The organism is Gibbsiella greigii (assembly GCF_039540155.1).
GTDB lineage: Bacteria > Pseudomonadota > Gammaproteobacteria > Enterobacterales > Enterobacteriaceae > Gibbsiella > Gibbsiella quercinecans.
In genome coordinates this window covers 1-18,393 of sequence record NZ_BAABEM010000008.1, presented here as the reverse complement: position 1 = coordinate 18,393, position 18,393 = coordinate 1, and the positions used below count along the sequence as shown (strand labels likewise).

Genomic DNA, 18,393 nt, shown 5'->3' with positions numbered 1-18,393 from the left:
GCGCAAAATGCCCGATTATGCCGAATACACCATCAAATGGGTCACCCTGCCGTGGGAACGCCGGCAGGCCTACGCCTTGCGCCAACGGGTGTTTTGCCAGGAACAGGGTCTGTTTGAACAGCACGATCTGGATGACATCGACGAACAGGCCCACCTGCTGGTGGCGCTGGGCACCCTTGCCGTCTGGCATGAAGAAGTAGTGGGCACGGTGCGTATTCACCAGCCGCAGCCGGGCGTGTGGTTCGGTTCGCGGCTGGCGGTTGACGACCGCTTTCGCCGCCAGGGCCAGCTCGGGCCGATGCTAATCCGCCTGGCGGTCAGCAGTGCCCACGCGCTCGGCTGCCGGGAATTCTACGCGCACGTTCAGCAACAGAACGAGCCGCTGTTCCGGCGTATGCACTGGCACACGCTGGATACGGTGACCTTGCGCGGCCTGCCTCATGCCTTTATGCAGGCCGATCTGGCCCATTACCCTCCCTGCCACGATCCGCTTAGTGGCATGGTGCTTAACGCCCGCCTGCCGCGAGTGCCGGCGGAGCTGGCGCCGCTGATGATGAGGGTGGCCTGATGGAATTGCCGGAACTGCTTACGGCGGTGCGCCAGCACAGCGGCATTGCGCACAAAAGCGATATCCAGCAGGTGGCCGCCGCGTTGCAACAAGCCTGGCCGCTGGCCGGCCACCCGAACGGCGACGATTGCGCGGTGTTGCCCACCGCAGACGGCTTCAGCCTGCTGGCAATGGAAGGCTTTATCAATGGCTTTGTGGAACAGGACCCTTGGTTTGCCGGCTGGTGCGGCGTGATGGTGAACCTGAGCGATATCGCCGCCATGGGCGGGCGGCCGCAGGCGGTGGTCAATGCGCTATGGAGCAGACAGGACGACAAGGCCGAACAGATTTTGCAGGGCATGGCGGCGGCATCGCGGGCGTTTCAGGTGCCGATTGTCGGCGGGCACACCAACCTGCGTAGCAACCAGGCGCAACTGGCGGTGGCGGTGCTGGGGCACGCCCGGCGGGTGTTGAGCAGCTTTGCGGTCACGCCCGGGCTAACGCTGATCGCCGCCATCAATCTGGCGGGGCGCTGGCACCCGCCGGGGTTGAACTGGGATGCTGCCACCGCTGCCGAGCCGGCGGCACTGCGCCGGGCGCTGGCGCTGTTGCCCGCGCTGGCAGAGGAGCAGCGGGTGATCGGCGCCAAAGACATCAGCCAGGCCGGCCTGCTGGGCACGCTGGTGATGATGATGGAAAGCGCGCAGGTGGGGGCAACGGTGGATCTGGCCGCAGTGCCCAAACCTGCGGCGTGCGGTTGGCAAGAGTGGCTGTGCGCTTTCCCAAGCTTTGGCTACCTGTTGGCCACCGAAGCGCAGCAGGCGGAAGCGGTTATCGCCCGTTTCACCCAGGCCGGGATTACTGCGGCAGCGATTGGAACCTTTGATGATTCGCGGCGCCTGACCGTTGCATATAACGGCGAGCGTGGCTGTTTTTGGGATTTGCATACCCAGCCATTAACCGGCATGGGCCGATAACTTCAGGAGGTGACTATGCCTGCAATGAATTTTGTCGTGTGTTGGCCAGACGGCAGCAAAGAGAACTGTTATTCGCCGTCTACCGCCATCGAAAAACATTTGATCGTTAACCACACCTACACGGTGGAGGCGTTTGTGCTCGCCGCACAAACCGCGCTGGATGAGGCCAGTGCACGCGTTGCCGCCAAATTCGGCTATGCCTGCTCCAGCGCGATGGATCAGTCCCGCGCCATTGGGCAGAAGGCACAACAGTTCGCCGCTACCGATCCGGTAGTGGTTGAGAAAATTACGGTGATCGGGCAATGAATCAGGTGGGAAACAGCATGCAACGCAATCAATTTCCAGTCGTTATTGTGGGGGGCGGCCAGGCCGGGCTGGCCATGAGCTATTGCCTGACGCAGCGCCATATCGATCACGTTATTTTGGAACGGCACCAGTTGGCGTGGGCCTGGCGCGAACAGCGCTGGGATAACTTTTGCCTGGTGACGCCGAACTGGCAGTGCAAGCTGCCGGGCTTCCCGTACGACGGCGACGATCCAGACGGCTTTATGGTGAAAGATCAGATTATTGATTACGTCCAGCGTTATGCCGACAGTTTTAATGCCCCGTTGCGTGAAGGCATTAGCGTTATGCGCGTTAGCCAGCATAGCGATGGCTACCTGCTGCACACCAGCGCCGGCAACTATTATGCCGGCCAGGTGGTGATCGCGGTGGGGAATTACCACCGGCCGCGCTTCCCGGCGATCGCCGCGCGCCTGCCGGCGGGCATCGTGCAGGTGCATTCGGCCAATTATAAATCGGCGGAGCAACTGCCGGCCGGTGAGGTGCTGGTGGTCGGTTCTGCGCAATCTGGCGCGCAGATTGCCGAGGATCTACACCTGAGCGGGCGCAAGGTGCACCTGTGCGTCGGCAGCGCGCCTCGGGTATCGCGCTTTTACCGCGGGCGGGATGTGGTGGCCTGGCTGGAGGATATGGGGCACTACAAACTCACCGTTGACGATCATCCGTTGGGCGAGGACGCCCGGCGCAAAACCAACCACTACGTTACCGGCCGCGACGGCGGGCGCGATATCGATCTGCGCGCCTTTGCCTTGCAGGGAATGCAGCTCTATGGGCGGCTGCTCGATTTGCGCGACGGCAAACTGATCACCGCCGACGATCTGGCGAAAAACCTGGACGGCGCTGACGCCACGTCGCAAAAAATCAAAGACAGCATCGATGAATGGATTAGCGCGCAGGGGATCGATGCCCCGAGCGAGCCGCGCTATCAACCGCTTTGGCAGCCGGAAAACCCACCGACGGAGATTGATCTGCAACAGGCCAACATCACCAGCATCATCTGGGCGGTGGGGTTCACCACTGATTTCAGTTGGATCGACCTGCCGGCATTTGATGAACGGGGCTACCCACTGCATCAGCGTGGCCGCTCGGTGGTGCCAGGGCTGTATTTCCTGGGGCTGCCGTGGCTATGGACCTGGGGCTCCGGGCGCTTTGAAGGTGTGGGGGAAGATGCGCAACATCTGGCCGGGCACATCGCCGAACGCAGCGGCGGTGCAACGGCGGGTAACTCGCAGGCGGTGGCGAATGATTATGCGCTGCGTTGAAACACCGGATCGGCATCGCTTCCGCGAGGCCTATTGGCGCCAGCAGGCCGAGGCGCTTGACTGGCACACTCCGTACCAACAGGTGGCGGCCTATCAGGGCCACGGCCCGCGCAGCCGCTGGTTTGTGGGCGGCACCACCAACCTTTGCCACAACGCGCTGGATCGCCACCTGGCGGCACGCGGCGACAAAACGGCGATTTTGCACTGCGATTATGCCGGGCAGATCACGGCGTTGAGCTACCGCGAACTGCACCAGGAAGTGCAGGCTATGGCGTGGATGCTGCGCCAGCAAGGGGTGGGAAAAGGGGACCGGGTGTTGATTTGCCTGCCGATGATCCCGCAGGCGGCGATCGCGATGTTGGCCTGCTGCCGCCTGGGCGCGGTGCATGTGGTGGTTTATTCCGGGCTAACTCATGAACCGTTAGCCCAGCGTATCCGGGCCAGCCAGCCGAAAGCCATCGTCACTTACGCCGGGCAGCGCGAACAACCCTGCGCCGCACACCTGACGCAGGCGTTGTGCAGCAGCGGCTATCGCTGCCCGTTGATTGACGTGGGCTCCGCTCATTTTCAGCAACAGCGCCAGCGTGCGCTAGGCCGCACCGTGCCGTGTTGTTGGCTGCCGGCGGACGCGCCCTCGCATCTGCTATATACCTCGGGCACCACCGGGGAGCCCAAAGGCGTGGTGCGCGACACCGGTGGCTATGCGGTGGCGCTGTTGGCTTCGATACGCAACATCTTTCAATTGGGCGAGGACGAGATCTTTTTCACCAGTGCCGATGTAGGTTGGGTGACCGGGCATAGTTACGGCGTGTATGCACCGCTGTTAGCGGGCCTGACCACCGTGATGGTGGAAGCCAGTGCGCTGAATAAGCCCGGCGCTCGCTGGTGGCAATGGGTGGAACAGTTGGGCATCACCCGTATGCTGACGGTACCCGGTGCGATGCGTATTGCCCGGCAACAAGGGGCGCCCCGCGCCGATCTGCGCAGCCTGCGTGCAATCTATCTTGCCGGCGAACCGTTGGATGAGCCTACGCGGCAGTGGGTGGCCGCCGTCACCGGCATCAAGGTGGAAGATCACTATTGGCAAACGGAAACCGGCTGGCCGATCCTGACCGGAGCAGGCGGCCAACTGCGCCCGGTATCGCCGCGTGACGTTGAGGTGCTGGACGATATCACTGGCGAACCCTGCGCCGACGGCGTGCCCGGCACATTGGTGATCCGCGATACGCTGGGGCCTGGCGGCATGAGCACGCTGTGGCAGGACGACGTTGAACATGATCAACGCTACTGGCGGCGAGAGCTGGGGCGATGGCTGTATTCCACCCACGATCGTGCGGTGCGCAACGCGCAGGGGGCGATCACCGTGCTGGGCAGAATGGATGATGTGATCAATGTCGGCGGTAAGCGGCTATCGACCGTTGAGGTTGAGCGTGCGGTGTTGGCGATCGACGGCGTCTCGGAAGCGGCGGCGGTTGGCATCGCCCATCGCCTGCTGGGGCAAATGGTGAGCCTGTATCTGGTGACGTCGTTTGATGCGGGCCGCGATATGCACCAGTTGAAACAGCGCGTACGGCAACGGATCGTGGCCAGTTGCGGCCGGCATGCACTGCCCCGGCATATCTATTTTGTGGTTGCGTTGCCGCGCACCTTTTCCGGCAAAGTGGTGCGCAAGCAATTGGCGAGTCGGGGATGAGGGAGGGCATTGGGCTAGCGAAGCCGGGCAAGGAGGCCGGCTTTGGGTTGGGTGTTGTTCTAAAAGAGAAAGCTAACTTTTCTGTTGCGTCTGGTATTTCGCCGACACCTTGCGCGAGGTATGTAATATCCGCAGGATATGCACTTCGTTTATCTTTCGTTTCAGCGCATAGATAATGATGAACGGGAACTTTGTCAGCACCAATTTTCTTCTCTCCCCTGAATTGCCTATATCGATCCCCGCTTCCGGCGTGGCTTCCAGCAGCGAAACCGCCGACTCGAACTTGTCATCCGCTCCATTCGCCACATCCAGTCCGGCTTCTTTATACAGGTAACGATAGATACCTTCACGGTCTGCCAGCGCTCGTTTTTCCCAACGCACACTGACTGTCACAACTCACCTCGCGCCGCCCGCGCTTTCAGTTCATTCATCCGCTGACTGGCATCCTCATTGCTGATGAGCTCGCTTTCTCCCGCATCATAACGAGAGAACGCTTCCCGTACTTGTGCCTCAAGCCATTCATCACCGACATTACGCTGATGCTGCCGCTCTTCTTCGGCCAACTCTTCCGCCCGCTGACGCATCAACTCCGTCAGCGTGACCTGATGACGCTCGGCGGCCCGCATCGCCAATCGTTTGATTTCCTCATCGATTCTGAAGTGGATAGTGCTCATCGCTGCCTCCTGTGGTGTCATTCGTGTTGTCATTTTATGCTACTTTTCCTGTTTTTTCCTCTTCTTCGCTTTACGCTTAGTCGGCGGTATTTTTCCATGCACTTTTTGTGAGTGCCCGATGACGTCCGGGTGTAGACCTGTGTCGCCTCCAGCTTCTTATGGCCCAAGATGCCGGGTTGCATCGTCATCACCGTGCAGGATCTGCGGGAGTTGTGGCACAGTCTGGAAGGATTAAGCCGGGAAGTGTTCGATGAACGCGCCGCCGACTTACTTCAAAGCCGGTAAGATAAGTTCTGAGTACATGGCTAATATTGATTTGGCAATTTATTTTTCTAAGGTTTTTATTTGGATTTTTACATATGAACTGATTTCTTTCGTTTGACTGAGGCAGTAATGTAATTGGGCGACAATTTTTGATGTTACAAGCAAACTCCAGCATTAATGTTATCTTTTAGATGGATCAGAATGACCCCATAGTTGTTCAGCTAAAACAGAAATACGTTCTTCCTCAACCAGTTTATCCCGCCATACTTGCGGGATTCCAGAGTATCCATACAGCGCCCCTGCAATTTGTCCAGTCGTCGCTGCGACGCTATCGGCATCGTCAGCCAGATTTGCAGCCAATAAAATAGCATCATGAAAATTCGATGTATTCCAAACAGCCCACAACGCTGCTTCAAGCGTGTCAATCACATATCCGCTAGAGCGAATATGTTCCCGGGTTTTATTTTTGTAAATTCCCGCATTAATTAGCGCTGTTCTGGCATTCAAAGGGCAAGTTTTTGTTGCCAGGGCCTCAGATTTGTCCGCGCCATTAAGTAAATGATGCAGTATCATTCCCAGCAGACGGCAGCAGTCCATAGACTCTATCGCTCCATGAGTGGCCTTACCTTGTAATTCAGATTGTGCCAGGGTATGTAGTAAAGAATGACGATGAAAAATAGCGGCAGGAGCCAGACGTATTATTGCCGCGTTTCCAGCCGTGTGCGCATCATTATTGCCGAACCACTCATCCCCATATTGCAGGTAAGCCTCCAGCGCGTGACGAGTTGCATTGCCGATATCAAAACAAATGCCATTCGAACTGTTTGTACCATAGTGATACCAGTTCACTAAACGATTTCTAAAATCGGTCACGTTTAGATCATGGCAGTGTAGGTAAGTTTCGGCCAGGCAAAGCGCCATAGACGTATCATCTGTCCATTCCCCCGCTTTAAGTTGGAATGGACCACCGCCAATCATATCATCGACGTATTTTTGGTCGCGAGGTAAAAACTCAAGCGTGGTGCCAACTGCATCACCAGCCGCAAGGCCAACAAGAGAGCCTTTCGCTCTGTCCAGTAATTTTTCTTCACTCAGCTGTGGCCCGACGGAATGTAGCCAGTCTGGTAAATCGGATGGATCGCTAAGCCACCGATTATAATCCAGGTGCAGACCACATTCTTCCTGAAAAGCCTGATGATAGCCATCAGGTATTACGTATGGGTAATTCTCATGAATAAAATTTTTTAAAGAGAAAACATCTGTATGCAAATCTAACAAAATAACCTCCAACTAGATAGCGTGTATGGTACGAATTATAATCAGACATACTAATAAAATTTATTAGCACGGCATACGCATTAAAGCTGTTTTTAGACGTTTCAGTAATAATTCACTTAGTTGACTCTGGCTGACGCGCATTCTACGGCAGATATCACTGTTTTTAAAATCTTTCAGCACGAACGCTATCAGCATGTCGGCTACCGGCCCAACAAGGACGACACCTCCACGCCCGCTATTACCCTCTGCGGCAAGTGGCTATAGGAGGCCGGGTTCAGCATCGGGCAGCCGCTCAAGCTGCGTGTCATACCGGGTTGCCTCGTCATCACTGTGTAGGATATTCCGGAGCTTTGGCACTATCTGGAAGGATAAGCCAGGAACCGTTCGATGAACGCGCCGCCGCCGACTAGCTTAACCGCTTTCCCGGCGGGATGGACGGGCAGAGTGAGTAATGAGTATTGAGACGGTATTTTATTTCGGTGAACTACCGGAGCTGACGTTGACCTGCGACGAGCTGTCTCAGGTGGAGTTTAGCTCCGGGACGTTGTTCGTATACGTCTGTATCGCAACGGGCTGGTGCTGACCCGCAGTGGGTTGCTCGGCCAACCGATGGAGATTGAGCTACTGCCCGGCAAGAAGTAGACCTCGTTGCTTTCGCCGATACTGTCGACGCGCGCCAGTGGTTCTCAACTGTCTTTTGATAGAGTTACCCGGAAACGGCAGCGGTTGGGATCATCAATACGTCTACCTGGGAAAATGGTTCGCCTGTATCTGATGACGTCGTTCAATGCGGGCCGCGATATGCGCCAGTTGAAACAGCGCGTACGGCAGCGGATTGTTTAGGTTACAGATAGTTTATCTGAGCTGCTGGGCATAGGCTAGAATCGCTCCCAACCCATATAAATAGTCAAAGTATACCTAAATCTCATATTACAGACTCAATATAACAAATTAACTATTCTGGCCAAAAACACCTATAAGGTAAGATATATATCTTGCAGGTTGAATCTCTGAAAATGTAAAAAATATTAAAACATTATGTTTATGAAGAGAGCATTTACTCTCAAAAAAACATATTGCATCCCCTTTGTAATTATAACACCCAGAATTTATTGCATTTTCTTTTACGCCATTAATATGACTTTCGATCTCTTTTTTAAATAACTCATCCTCCAGATCAAATCGTTTAGAATTGAAAACCGTAAAAACTACATGACTGCCACAATATGGGCAATCAATAAAGTTTTTTTTATGAATGAAATCATTTTCAAGACCATCATGTAATAATATAGGGCTTTTTATTGAATTTTTCATTATGTTAAAATAAATCTCGCCTTAAAAATAAATTGATTTTTGATCAGTCGACCTATTGGATATACAATCAAGGTTCACATGAAATGTTTTAGCATGGTAACTCTATTAAATATTGACGGAGTCGTTTAATTAACTCGGGATCATTTAGGCAATCTAAAGGACGGATATTTTCAAGAATTTTTACTTTTCGCTCCATCCATTCAAGCCCTCCTTTTAATCCTATTTTTCCATTTATAACAATAGCCATGTCGCGTGCACCGCACATTTTTTCTGTTAAAATATCCACATCTGCATTGGAATATACCCCATGAAAGGATTTAACAAGGTCATTCCATGCATTATCACCAATGTAATCCAATTCTAATCCCATATTAAAACCGTCAAAATGATATTAAGTTTGTACCCGTTGACTTACGGGCAGAAGGTGTGGATCTTATACCAGAAGAAATTTCAGGCAGTTACTGTGAAGATATTAGATAAAGTAAAATCTGAGTCGGTGGAAAATTGCTGGTTCTTCCGAAGCCTTAAAATGGCGTGGATAATGGATTGTTGATTCTCAAATCCTAACGAAGCTATGAGCGCGATAACGAATTACACCACGGGATATTATATCCAACTCAGCCCCCATTAATATAATGGTGGTTTGACGCCGAATGAATCAGAACAATTGTTCTTGAATACTTTTATCCTTTTAAGCTGTTTGTTTGCACTTTTACTTATGGATTTATTTTTTGATTTAGATAAAATGTCCAGTTTTTCAATGGATTCCGCACTATTTATTTTCGCTAGCGCTCTAATGCACTTATCTGCTAAAACATGATCTTCATCATATTCTAAGTATTCAAGGTTCAGCAAGGAAGCTTTATAAAGATAATCTACACTAGTATTGTCTTTATATATCGATAACAACCTCGCGAACTCTTCATGCTTAGTATGCCAAGTATCTATAATAAGATTGTTCAATAAATTCACGCAGGAATACTTATAGGATACGACAGTCCCCAGATACAAAAAAAGATCGACTGCATCTGAATCTTTAAGATTACGTGCAATTTTAAGGTCTCTGCAAACATCGAGTCCATCGAAAAGATTATTATAGTCATCAATAAATATAGAGTAGTCAATTTCTTTCATCATTAAAGATAATATCAATTTCTTCTTTTCTTCTAGCATGAAGTTATTAATTTAACCTCTCAAGTTTCTCTATACCATTATTGAAAATATTTATTGCCAGCGCCAGTCAGGAGGTTTTACCGATTTTCAGATAATGCTTGGTGAGGGGTTACCGCCGTCAATTTTTTTGAATGATTTTATTAAGAACCACAAAAATGCATTAACGTATCAAGTTCATCTCTCTGTGATAAGATGTGTTACTGATTAAATAATGACTATCTTGGGAAAACATTAACTTTACCTTTGTCACTTTCAAAATATATCTCTTTTATTTTTGACTCATTGTCATATTCACATGACAATATCACATAAGGCAGCGGGGAAGTATTGCTAACTGTTAGGATTTTATTTATTGAACTCCCATCATAAAAATAATGATATCCTGAAATGTTATCGTCATCATTGGCATAATATGCTTCTATTGGTCTATTTTTTGCATCCAAAAAAATTTGAGAAATAGCCACAATGTAACCTTTGTTTTCTTTCTCACCTCAATAATCTCACTGTCTTTTCTTATTATATATGATGTGTCTTCTACATTTCCTTTTGAATTATAGCTTAATACTTTAATTATTGAGTTGTTATCGTAAATATAGCAATATACATTTTTTTTGTTTTTTGGTTCTTTATATTGCATATCTCCGGTTTTAAAGCCAGTTAACTCATTGTAAAAGGGGATAATACTAAATGCATTAAACTTAGACCATGATTTTATTTCTTCATTCTCAGAGTTAATTGACTCAATTCTATTTAACAAAAAATCCTTCGAAGATAAAAGAGATGATACTTTACCTAGGTTTTTTTTGATTCTTTCTGCAATGTGCTTCACTTTGTTTTCCTTTTTATAAAACTGGAATTTTACCACTAGCAAGGGGGAATACTTTCCCTGCTGCAAGCTCAGTTTTAATTTCTTTAAGGGCAGTCAAAAATTCTTTATCAGTTTGGCTGTTAATAAGCTTATCATAAACATATTGTTTATAAGTATTACCATGAATGCCATTACCTTTATGAGCCGTTGTTAATGTATCATTAATACGATCTGCACGTGTATTTGGAAGCCAAACACCATTTTTTGAATCGTTAATGTCAATATTGAGTTCGTCCATTCGCTGCCTCAACGCAACCATTCGCGCATCTGAGAAATTGGACATGACAATATGATGGGCATCATATTTTCCGCCGCCTAGAGGTTGTGGTCCTAAGTTCCGAGCAAGTTTTGCTACATCAGTTGAGCAACTCATCCAGCCTAGCGGATCCACCCAAGTTAACGGATCTCCGACATAAGCATAGATATTCAACCCACCCGCCAGCCCTATCAGATCCGGCTGCGTAAACCTACCGCACTGCGGGTCGTAGTACCTGAACAGGTTATAATGCAGTCCGGTTTCCCGGTCAAGGTATTGCCCCTGATAACGCAGGTTCTGCGGGGTTGCCAACGGCTGCGGGGTGCTCTCGCTGCGGGTTTCGCCCCAGGCGGAAAACTGCCCTTGCCACACCAGGTTGCCGTGCTCGTCGGTCATGCGTGTCGGCAGGCCGTTCAGCTCGGTATGGTACCAGTAGACCTCGCTGCTTTCGCCGATACTGTCGACGCGCGCCAGCGGTTCCCAACTGTTTTCTTGATAAAGGTAACGCGTAGCCTGTTCAGGGCGCAGGTTGCTGGGCTCGCTTCCGGCTTTTATTTACTGTTATCTATGACATTCGTATCCATACATTCTACCCAGATATCCCGTTTCTAAAATCTCTCAGCCGGAGCGCTATCAGCGTGTCGATTATAGGCCCAACAAAGGCGACATATCCATACCCGCCATTACCATCAGCGGCAAGTGGCTATAGGATGCCGGGTTGAGCACCGGGCAGCCACTCAAGTTACGTGTGATGCCGGGTTGCATCGTTATCACTGTGCAGGATATTCGGGAGCTGTGGCGCTGTCTGGAAGGATTAAGCCGGGAGCCGTTCAATGAACGCGTCGCCGCCGACTGGCTCAACCGCTTTCCCAGTGGGCTGGATCTGACGGGGATTATGAGTGGTGACTGACCGATAATTAAAAAGCCGGAAGGATCGTTTAGATCGCTTCCGGCTTTTTATTTTCAGTCGGCTACTTTAAATTACTTGGCTTCCAATAAGTTATATTATCCATTGCTCTTTCAATATCATCCATATCATCATCACCTAGCTCAAGATTAAATTTTTCAGTGATCGTACCTCTTATATTAGCTAGTCTTTTAGTAATCTCGTTTTCATCAATAAATTTTGTGGTTTCTTCACAATACAATGCTCTTTTTTCAGCACTAATTTCTCCATCAGGGTTGTCATAATAATGACGGGCAATATCCCTTAACGAGATAAGCATATACTCCACTTCAATCAGAATATTGATTGCCTCCTCTCCCGATAGAGATATTTTCTCGTTATTTTTTAGTAAGTTCAAATTAATTCCTCCTAAATATTTTAGGATTATCTAGTTTAACATCGCCTTTAACTGTCAACTCATCTATATGATAACGAGGGTTCCTCACCCACTCTAAAGAATCTGTTGGCACATCTGTCTCTATATAATCGCGACCACGGCCACGACCTATTTGATATTTAGTTTCTGCTTTGACTGAACTCAGAGGTTTATTTTTTGCAGGCTCTACATAGACACGATTATTATCATGAGCTCTTATTACTCCGCTTTCCTCGATCGCATTAGAACCCTTTCTATTTGTATAATGACGAACACGAGTTTTTTCAGTTGAACACTTCGCCAGCCCCCACGGATCGATCCACCCCAACGCATTCGGCGCGTACTGATAAAGGTTTATCCCACCCGCCAACCCTATTGGGTCATGCTGGGTAAATCTGCCGATATCCGGATCGTAGTAACGGAACAGATTGTAGTGCAATCCGGTTTCGCGATCCAGGTATTGGCCCTGCAGGCGCAGGTTTTGGGAATAATCCAACGTCTGCTGGTTTTCCCCATAGCTTAACTTGCCCCAGGCGCTGCTGTGGCCTTGCCAGCGCACCGTGCCGTCGCTGTCCGTCAGGCTTTCCGGTTCGCCGTTGGGCGCATTATGGAAATAAAACACCTGTGCCGGCGCTATGCCGTCAATACGCGCCAGCGGCTCATAGCTGCCCTGATCAGCATACACATAGGTGAGTGGGGTGCCATCACGGGTTTCCTGCAGCAACCGGAAGCCTTCCCACAGGAAGGTGGTGGTTTGCCGCTGCCCGGCAGGCTGGCGCAGATCCCGGCTTTGCAGCCACACCTGTTTATGGGTGCGGCGCCCGAGCGGATCGTAACGGAACTGCACATGCTGCACCGGCTCATTGTAGTGCGTGCTGTGGCGTATTACTTCGGTCAGACGGTGTTCGGCGTCATAGCGATAATGCCAGCGATAGCGATCTTTATGCTTCTCGACCGTACGGCCGAAGGTATCGTAGCGGTAATTGATGCCTTTATAGTGCGTTACCCGGTTGTGCCGCTGGCGGAATTGTCCCTCGTCCAGCAGGTTGGCCGCCGGATCGTAACGGTAATGCTCCGTATCCGGCAGGGAGCCTTCCTGTGCCAACAGCCGCCCGGCGGCATCGTAGTGATAGTGGCGATAGGCAAACGGGTTGGCGTTGTGTTCCTCGCGCGTCAGGTTGTTCTGGTAGTCATAGGCCCATTGGCGTGAGCGGCTGGCCGGCGCCGGGCGCGGCCGGTCAGTGCGGTGTATCTCCAGGCGATCCTTGCGGCCCAGCCGATCGTAATGCACCCGGCGGGTCAGGCGGCCCTGAGTGCGGCTGAGCTCACGGTGCAGATTATCGCGCTCAAACTCGCTGATCGTGACATTATCCAGCGCCAGTTGCAGCAAATGACCACTGCCGTAATAAAGTGCGCGTAGCGCACAGCCATCAGGCAGGAGGATCTGCGTCCGGTTGCCGAGCGCATCGTAAGAATAGGCCTGTGCGCCGTTAATGCCTTGTTCATTAATCACACGGCCCAACAGATCATACTGGAAGCGGACGTCGCTCTCGGCTTCCTGCGCGTAGCCTTGCCAGACATCGCCCCGGTAGAAGGCCGCCTGCAGCAGTTGGCCGACAGCGTTGTAACGGTAGCGGGTTTCTCCGTCTGGCGTCTGCCTGGCGGTCAGTTGCCCGGCGGCATTGTGGCTGAAGAAGTGTGAAAACGTGTCGGGGGTATTGGCGGCAAAAGCACGTTCAATGACCCGGCGGCATTCGTCATGGCGGTAACGCGTGCTAACGCCGTCCAGCCCGGTTTCTTCCAGTAGCAGGTTACCGGCGCCCCAGCGGAAGGCATAGCTTTCGTCGTTTTCGTTGCGTAATGCGATCAGGCGGTCGTCAGCCCCCAGTTCCCACACTCTGTCAGGGAGGAAAGCTGGGCGGGAGCGTGAGTTAGTTAATTGTTATGAGTTTACACGACAATAACTAAATTACTTTGTACAGACCATCTACCATTGAATTATTATTCGTTATTTTAGAATAATTATAAACCTGGCGAGCGTCATTGAATCTTGATTTTTCAATTAATAATTTAATGCCCTCGTATATTCTTCAAGTGAAGATGAGTTTTTTGTTCCATTACAGATAATATGACATCAGGGAATTGCTCTCCATAATATATAAGGTCCTGAAAAAGTGTATTGAGGCTGATACCGAGAACTTGTGCGGTATCGCGACATCCAGACCCGTTCATCGCCATATTAATAATGGACTGGTGTGTCTGGTTTAGCCCCGGAGTAGCTAAAGTTGAGCTAAAAGTTTTTTGAGCAGAGCTTGCAGATCTAACGTAGAGTTCTGAATGCTGAATGTCCGTTACATCGAACACAATGGGTTTCATTGCACGACATCAACTTTTTCCATGTATTACATCCAAAGTGAAGAGCATACGCGGTCAGCAAGTCAGCGTCACGCCCCAATAATCCAATAAATTAACTATGTCAACCGTATAAGTAATCAAGCCAAGAAGCAAAGTTTGATATGCCAATAATACTTTCTACTCGAGATTTTAACTCATCGACAAACTCAACCTTAATGGCATCATCATTATCTGCAATATCAAAGATATTAAAGGAACCATAAATAATGTCAATTGTTTCTGCTAAACATAGAATAAAACTTATAAAATCATCGGCTATTTTAAATGGTTTGCCAGTGTCATAATTAGCATAAATGGGTGTGTGAAAATCACTGGTTATTGCAATTATTGGTTTTCCGCCACCGAAATCATCAGCAATAACTAATGAGTCATTAGAAAAACTTTGATATCCTGATTGAGCAGCAGTGATGGTATCAAGTGAGAATATTTTTATGGGGGAATAACCAGTTTCTATTTTTATATTATTTGGCTTCACTTTTGAATAAAATTCAAGCAAGTAATCTGATGATTTAATTTTGTTTTTTATTAAATCACTTAAATCATCAGGGAGTGTCTTTGAATCAATTCCTGTGATTGAATATGTATTTAAAGTTGAAATTAATTTATTAAGTGCTTCATTTATTTTAGACATAATCACTCCTGGAAATATTAGGCTTTGCACTTGGTCATTCTTGCTCTTGTTGCCACACGATCTATGAGTCGTCCTTTACCAGGGTTTTCAAAATTACCCCTGTGCCCTTGAAGACTGTGAAGATGCTCATCAAAACCAGAGGGATGATTCGCGTTTTGTAAGAATACAATATTTCTCGCATCCCCCTGCCATAAAGCTCCAAGCTCACCATTGCCTTTAACACTATTGATATGATGACCTGTATATCCCATTTCAGACATTATTGAAGTGAGTTGTCGATTATTTTTAGTATTGAGGATTATTTCTTTTTCTGCCATAGTCCAGTTTCGCGTCCCGCCTCCCGCAGCCACTAAATCACGCTCCTCACCCCATGCACGGCTAATTGCTGTAGCTCTTGCTCCTGGCTCGGCAGTGATAGTTGAGTTAGGTTTATAGCGTACTAAATCATCAGCAGATAATCCTCATGGATCGATCCACCCCAAAGCATTCGGCGCATACTGATAAAGGTTTATCCCCCCCGCCAGCCCAATCGGGTCCGGCGCAATAATCTATCCGACTTTCGGATCGTACTACCTGTTTCAGTAGTAAGTTACCTCCATTCCATCGTCATAGTGCAGAAAATCGCTCACGCTACCGCCCGCCGATGAGAAAGTTGACTATGATTGAGACGCATTCTAAGCTAGACAGCGCGGTAAATAAAGCAGATAAAACATAATGTTACTACACGGTAGGATATGCCTCGTAAAACGGCAGAGTCAACCCGCCGTCATCCATCAACCTTAAAGGCTGCTGGCTGGAAGATATGGGATTTATTACCGGCATGCCGATAACGGTTACCGTTGAGTGGGGCAGGATAGTGATTGAGACCGAGATTAATCTTTAGCGGGTGGTGAAAAATAACATAGCCGGAAGGATCGTTAAGATAGCTTCCGGCTTATTATTATTTCATTGCTCTTCAATATCAATAGATACATCAGAGTGAATTAAACTATCGTTTATATACTTCAATAACTTTTTAGTATTCCCAGCATGAATTTCTAAAAAAACACCGCTAGATGAAAAAGATAAATCAATATCTGAACTCCACTTTGATTCCGAATTTTTACTTTTAAATCCAGCCGAATTTTCGTCCGAAAAGATAGTTACGTAATCAGGTGAGTTAGCTATCAGAGACCTCACCTTTCTATACAAATCAGTCGGCTCAATATAACTAATTAATTGATATTCATAACTCATTTTATCTTCCACTCACGTGAGGCCTATTTCTGACACTCGGATAATTTGAAGGATTCTTAATTCCAATGTGAGTTAAATCTGGATTTGACGATATATTACCGAAATCATCAAGCTGATCGCCTAAGGGATTTTCTTTATGTATATGTGCATTTAGACCTGACTTGGGTGTTAAATCCCCATTCTTCATGTTCATTGACTGATTACCATATGGATGGATTCGTACTTCAGAACCATCGGAATGTTTCCAGACTTGGTTTCTTGCTGCACTGTTACTGACTTTAGTTTGAGTGAAACCATTTTTAGCCAGAATTTTCTCTATCTGGCTGACGGATTTTCCTCTGAGTTTAGACAATTGACCAGACGCACTACTACATCTTGCCAACCCCAGAGGATCGATCCAAGTCAGCGGATTAGGCGCGTAAGCATACAGGTTCAGCCCACCTTCCAGCCCTATCGGGTCAAGTGCAACAATTCATCCGATTCCCGCGTCGTACTACCGGTTTCGGCTGTAAGTTACCTTACATTCCGTCGCCATGGTGCAGAAAATCGGTCATGCTACCGCCTTCCCTTGTGCTGTTGACTATGGCTGACGCGCATTTTACGCCAGACACCGCCGTTTTTAAAATCTCTCAGCACGAGCGCTATCAGCGCGTCGGCTACCGCCCCAACAAGGGCGATACCTCCACGCCCGCCATCAACATCAGCGGCAAGTGGCTACAGGAAGCCGGGTTCAGCACCGGGCAGCCACTCAAACTGCGTATCATGCCGGGCTGCATTGTCATCACCGTGCAGGATATTAGTGAACTCTGGCACTGTCTGGAAGGATTAGGCCGGGAGCCGTTCGATGAACGCGCCGCCGCCGACTGGCTTAACCGCTTTCCCGGCGGGTTGGATCTGGCGGGGATTACGGGCAGTGACTGACCGATAATAAAAAAGCCGGAAGGATCGTTGCGATCGCTTCCGGATTTTGTTCAAATAATTAATTCTAACCCCAAAGGATTATCTATATTTATTTTCAGTCTAAACTCAGCGCTTGACTCTGCTATAATAACACCTTCAGCATCTTCGAAAACATTTATAATTGGATTTGAATTCTCTGAATAAATAACCCATATTAAATTTTTATCTTTATCCAAGCAGGCTATAAATCCTTCGGAACCATAGCTTCCTTCACCAATGCAACAATAACCGTTATTAGATAGTCTTATTTCTTTAAGGCAATCAATATTAGTAACCTCATCTGCATTTTCCTCATAAAATTTAAGCAGATCAAACTCTCCGCCTTTCTCTATGTGAGGTACAGGGTAAGATGTTATTTTACAAAAAAAAGAGCTATCATCAGAAAAATAAATAGCATCTTTTATTGGCAATGATTCATTTTTCCATAAATTGACAATAATGTTTTTCATTTGCAACCTTTTGACGACTTAGTCGGGCGTGAGCTTAATCCTTTATCCGGCACAACACCTCCAGCTTTGATATTTCTTCTATCTTTGAAGCGTTGTTGGAATTTATCCCACCATGTTTTCCCAGTTGTTGAATCAGGGTGAGGTGAGTTAGGATCCACTTTAGTGACCTTAACTTTATCTAGCTCTGCTTCTAAAGCAGCATCCAATCGTCTGTTATCATAAGTGACTAACTGACCATCAACATCAATTACATTTAATGGAGATCTATTCCAATCCCATTGACCATTTCTCATTATTTCAGAGTAATCATTTGCTGAAATAGTTCGCTGCGAAAAATTAATGTCATTCGGATTAACCCATCCGCTAGTTAACCCCAACGGATCGATCCAAGTCAACGGATTGGGAGCATATTGGTACAGATTTATTCCACCAAGCAGCCCTATCGGGTCATGCTGGGTAAATCTGCCGATATCCGGATCGTAGTAACGGAACAAATTGTAGTGCAATCCGGTTTCGCGATCCAGGTATTGGCCCTGCAGACGCAGGTTTTGGGAATAATCCAACGTCTGCTGGTTTTCCCCGTAGCTTAACTTGCCCAGGCGCTACTGTGGCCTTGCCAGCGCACCGTGCCGTCGCTGTCCGTCAGGCTTTCCGGTTCGCCGTTGGGCGCATTATGGAAATAAAACACCTGTGCCGGCGCTATGCCGTCAATACGCGCCAGCGGCTCATAAC

General features: G+C 48.9%; 20 protein-coding genes and 7 pseudogenes. 10 read left to right on the top strand and 17 right to left on the bottom strand.

The genetic code is table 11. The features are described 5' to 3' along the window. Positions 1-7 precede the first annotated feature (7 nt). Genes AC559G_RS08485 through AC559G_RS08465 form a run of 5 tightly spaced genes read left to right on the top strand, consistent with a single transcriptional unit; the run spans position 8 to position 4,821 of the window. Positions 8-568, top strand: coding sequence for a lysophospholipid acyltransferase family protein (locus AC559G_RS08485; protein WP_498912207.1), 561 nt, complete (start codon positions 8-10; stop codon positions 566-568). Next, entirely contained in the window at positions 568-1,524 is a 957-nt protein-coding gene (locus AC559G_RS08480) for a sll0787 family AIR synthase-like protein (RefSeq protein WP_498912206.1), read from the top strand. The genes AC559G_RS08485 and AC559G_RS08480 overlap by 1 nt, the downstream gene beginning before the upstream one ends. Positions 1,525-1,539: 15 nt before the next feature. Then, positions 1,540-1,830 carry an MSMEG_0570 family nitrogen starvation response protein gene (locus AC559G_RS08475; RefSeq protein ID WP_095848336.1) on the top strand — a complete coding sequence of 97 codons (291 nt, stop codon included), beginning with the start codon at positions 1,540-1,542 and terminating at the stop codon, positions 1,828-1,830. 17 nt (positions 1,831-1,847) lie between these two features. Continuing rightward, positions 1,848-3,128, top strand: coding sequence for an MSMEG_0569 family flavin-dependent oxidoreductase (locus tag AC559G_RS08470; protein WP_498912205.1), 1,281 nt, complete (start codon positions 1,848-1,850; stop codon positions 3,126-3,128). Next, positions 3,109-4,821: an AMP-binding protein gene (locus AC559G_RS08465; RefSeq protein WP_498912204.1), complete on the top strand. Its 1,713-nt coding sequence runs from the start codon at positions 3,109-3,111 to the stop codon at positions 4,819-4,821. Before AC559G_RS08470 ends, AC559G_RS08465 begins: the two co-directional genes overlap by 20 nt. Positions 4,822-4,893: 72 nt before the next feature. On the opposite strand, the gene AC559G_RS08460 is transcribed toward AC559G_RS08465, so the two are convergent. From AC559G_RS08460 to tri1, 3 genes are all read right to left on the bottom strand, one after another. Further along, positions 4,894-5,214, bottom strand: a complete 321-nt coding sequence (locus tag AC559G_RS08460; protein ID WP_416260214.1) for a type II toxin-antitoxin system RelE/ParE family toxin — start codon at positions 5,212-5,214, stop codon at positions 4,894-4,896. Beyond that, positions 5,211-5,495 carry a damage-inducible protein J gene (locus AC559G_RS08455; RefSeq protein ID WP_498912203.1) on the bottom strand — a complete coding sequence of 95 codons (285 nt, stop codon included), beginning with the start codon at positions 5,493-5,495 and terminating at the stop codon, positions 5,211-5,213. Before AC559G_RS08455 ends, AC559G_RS08460 begins: the two co-directional genes overlap by 4 nt. Positions 5,496-5,939: 444 nt before the next feature. Then, a complete protein-coding gene (tri1, locus tag AC559G_RS08450; protein WP_498912202.1) occupies positions 5,940-7,037 on the bottom strand; it encodes an ADP-ribosylarginine hydrolase Tri1 in 1,098 nt (365 codons plus the stop codon). Positions 7,038-7,316: 279 nt separating this feature from the next. Between tri1 and AC559G_RS08445 the strand changes: the two genes are divergently transcribed. Continuing rightward, complete coding sequence (locus AC559G_RS08445; protein ID WP_498912419.1) at positions 7,317-7,373, top strand: hypothetical protein; 57 nt, start codon at positions 7,317-7,319, stop codon at positions 7,371-7,373. A gap of 115 nt (positions 7,374-7,488) precedes the next feature. Continuing rightward, on the top strand, positions 7,489-7,620 hold the full coding sequence (locus AC559G_RS08440) for a hypothetical protein (protein ID WP_268993238.1): 132 nt from the start codon (positions 7,489-7,491) through the stop codon (positions 7,618-7,620). Positions 7,621-7,988: 368 nt separating this feature from the next. Here the strand turns inward: AC559G_RS08440 and AC559G_RS08435 are convergent, their stop codons facing one another. The 5 genes from AC559G_RS08435 to AC559G_RS08415 form a co-directional block, all read right to left on the bottom strand. Next, positions 7,989-8,351 (bottom strand): hypothetical protein, encoded by a 363-nt coding sequence (locus tag AC559G_RS08435; protein ID WP_498912201.1) that lies wholly within the window; start codon positions 8,349-8,351, stop codon positions 7,989-7,991. A gap of 88 nt (positions 8,352-8,439) precedes the next feature. Continuing rightward, positions 8,440-8,721: a hypothetical protein gene (locus AC559G_RS08430; protein ID WP_498912200.1), complete on the bottom strand. Its 282-nt coding sequence runs from the start codon at positions 8,719-8,721 to the stop codon at positions 8,440-8,442. 257 nt (positions 8,722-8,978) lie between these two features. After that, complete coding sequence (locus AC559G_RS08425; protein WP_498912199.1) at positions 8,979-9,524, bottom strand: hypothetical protein; 546 nt, start codon at positions 9,522-9,524, stop codon at positions 8,979-8,981. A 418-nt stretch (positions 9,525-9,942) separates the two neighbouring features. Then, a complete protein-coding gene (locus AC559G_RS08420; protein WP_498912198.1) occupies positions 9,943-10,353 on the bottom strand; it encodes a hypothetical protein in 411 nt (136 codons plus the stop codon). 13 nt (positions 10,354-10,366) lie between these two features. Further along, positions 10,367-11,044 (bottom strand): RHS repeat-associated core domain-containing protein, encoded by a 678-nt coding sequence (locus AC559G_RS08415; RefSeq protein ID WP_498912197.1) that lies wholly within the window; start codon positions 11,042-11,044, stop codon positions 10,367-10,369. A gap of 319 nt (positions 11,045-11,363) precedes the next feature. Here AC559G_RS08415 and AC559G_RS08410 point away from each other — a divergent pair. Next, a pseudogene (locus tag AC559G_RS08410) lies at positions 11,364-11,558 on the top strand (SymE family type I addiction module toxin); the annotation flags it as partial. A 61-nt stretch (positions 11,559-11,619) separates the two neighbouring features. On the opposite strand, the gene AC559G_RS08405 reads toward AC559G_RS08410, so the two are convergent. The 5 genes and pseudogenes from AC559G_RS08405 to AC559G_RS08385 all read right to left on the bottom strand — a co-directional run. Further along, complete coding sequence (locus AC559G_RS08405) at positions 11,620-11,952, bottom strand: hypothetical protein (protein ID WP_498912196.1); 333 nt, start codon at positions 11,950-11,952, stop codon at positions 11,620-11,622. Between the two features lies 1 nt (position 11,953). Beyond that, a pseudogene (locus AC559G_RS08400) lies at positions 11,954-13,468 on the bottom strand (RHS repeat-associated core domain-containing protein); the annotation flags it as partial. A 662-nt stretch (positions 13,469-14,130) separates the two neighbouring features. Beyond that, positions 14,131-14,287 (bottom strand): annotated as a pseudogene (locus AC559G_RS08395) (IS1-like element transposase); the annotation flags it as partial. Between the two features lie 159 nt (positions 14,288-14,446). Continuing rightward, positions 14,447-15,016 carry a hypothetical protein gene (locus AC559G_RS08390; RefSeq protein ID WP_498912195.1) on the bottom strand — a complete coding sequence of 190 codons (570 nt, stop codon included), beginning with the start codon at positions 15,014-15,016 and terminating at the stop codon, positions 14,447-14,449. A 17-nt stretch (positions 15,017-15,033) separates the two neighbouring features. Next, positions 15,034-15,552: pseudogene (locus tag AC559G_RS08385) on the bottom strand (type IV secretion protein Rhs); the annotation flags it as partial. A gap of 230 nt (positions 15,553-15,782) precedes the next feature. On the opposite strand from AC559G_RS08385, the pseudogene AC559G_RS08380 reads away from it, so the two are divergent. Next, positions 15,783-15,899: pseudogene (locus AC559G_RS08380) on the top strand (SymE family type I addiction module toxin); the annotation flags it as partial. A 62-nt stretch (positions 15,900-15,961) separates the two neighbouring features. Here AC559G_RS08380 and AC559G_RS08375 read toward each other — a convergent pair. After that, entirely contained in the window at positions 15,962-16,252 is a 291-nt protein-coding gene (locus tag AC559G_RS08375) for a hypothetical protein (RefSeq protein WP_498912194.1), read from the bottom strand. Positions 16,253-16,621: 369 nt separating this feature from the next. After that, positions 16,622-16,712: pseudogene (locus AC559G_RS08370) on the bottom strand (RHS repeat-associated core domain-containing protein); the annotation flags it as partial. A gap of 122 nt (positions 16,713-16,834) precedes the next feature. Between AC559G_RS08370 and AC559G_RS08365 the strand changes: the two are divergent. Continuing rightward, on the top strand, positions 16,835-17,173 hold the full coding sequence (locus tag AC559G_RS08365; RefSeq protein WP_498912193.1) for a SymE family type I addiction module toxin: 339 nt from the start codon (positions 16,835-16,837) through the stop codon (positions 17,171-17,173). A gap of 50 nt (positions 17,174-17,223) precedes the next feature. Here AC559G_RS08365 and AC559G_RS08360 read toward each other — a convergent pair whose 3' ends face one another. Together AC559G_RS08360 and AC559G_RS08355 are read right to left on the bottom strand one after the other, a co-directional pair. Continuing rightward, a complete protein-coding gene (locus AC559G_RS08360) occupies positions 17,224-17,661 on the bottom strand; it encodes a hypothetical protein (protein WP_498912192.1) in 438 nt (145 codons plus the stop codon). Beyond that, positions 17,658-18,393 (bottom strand): annotated as a pseudogene (locus tag AC559G_RS08355) (RHS repeat-associated core domain-containing protein); the annotation flags it as partial. The pseudogene AC559G_RS08355 and the gene AC559G_RS08360, both read right to left, overlap by 4 nt.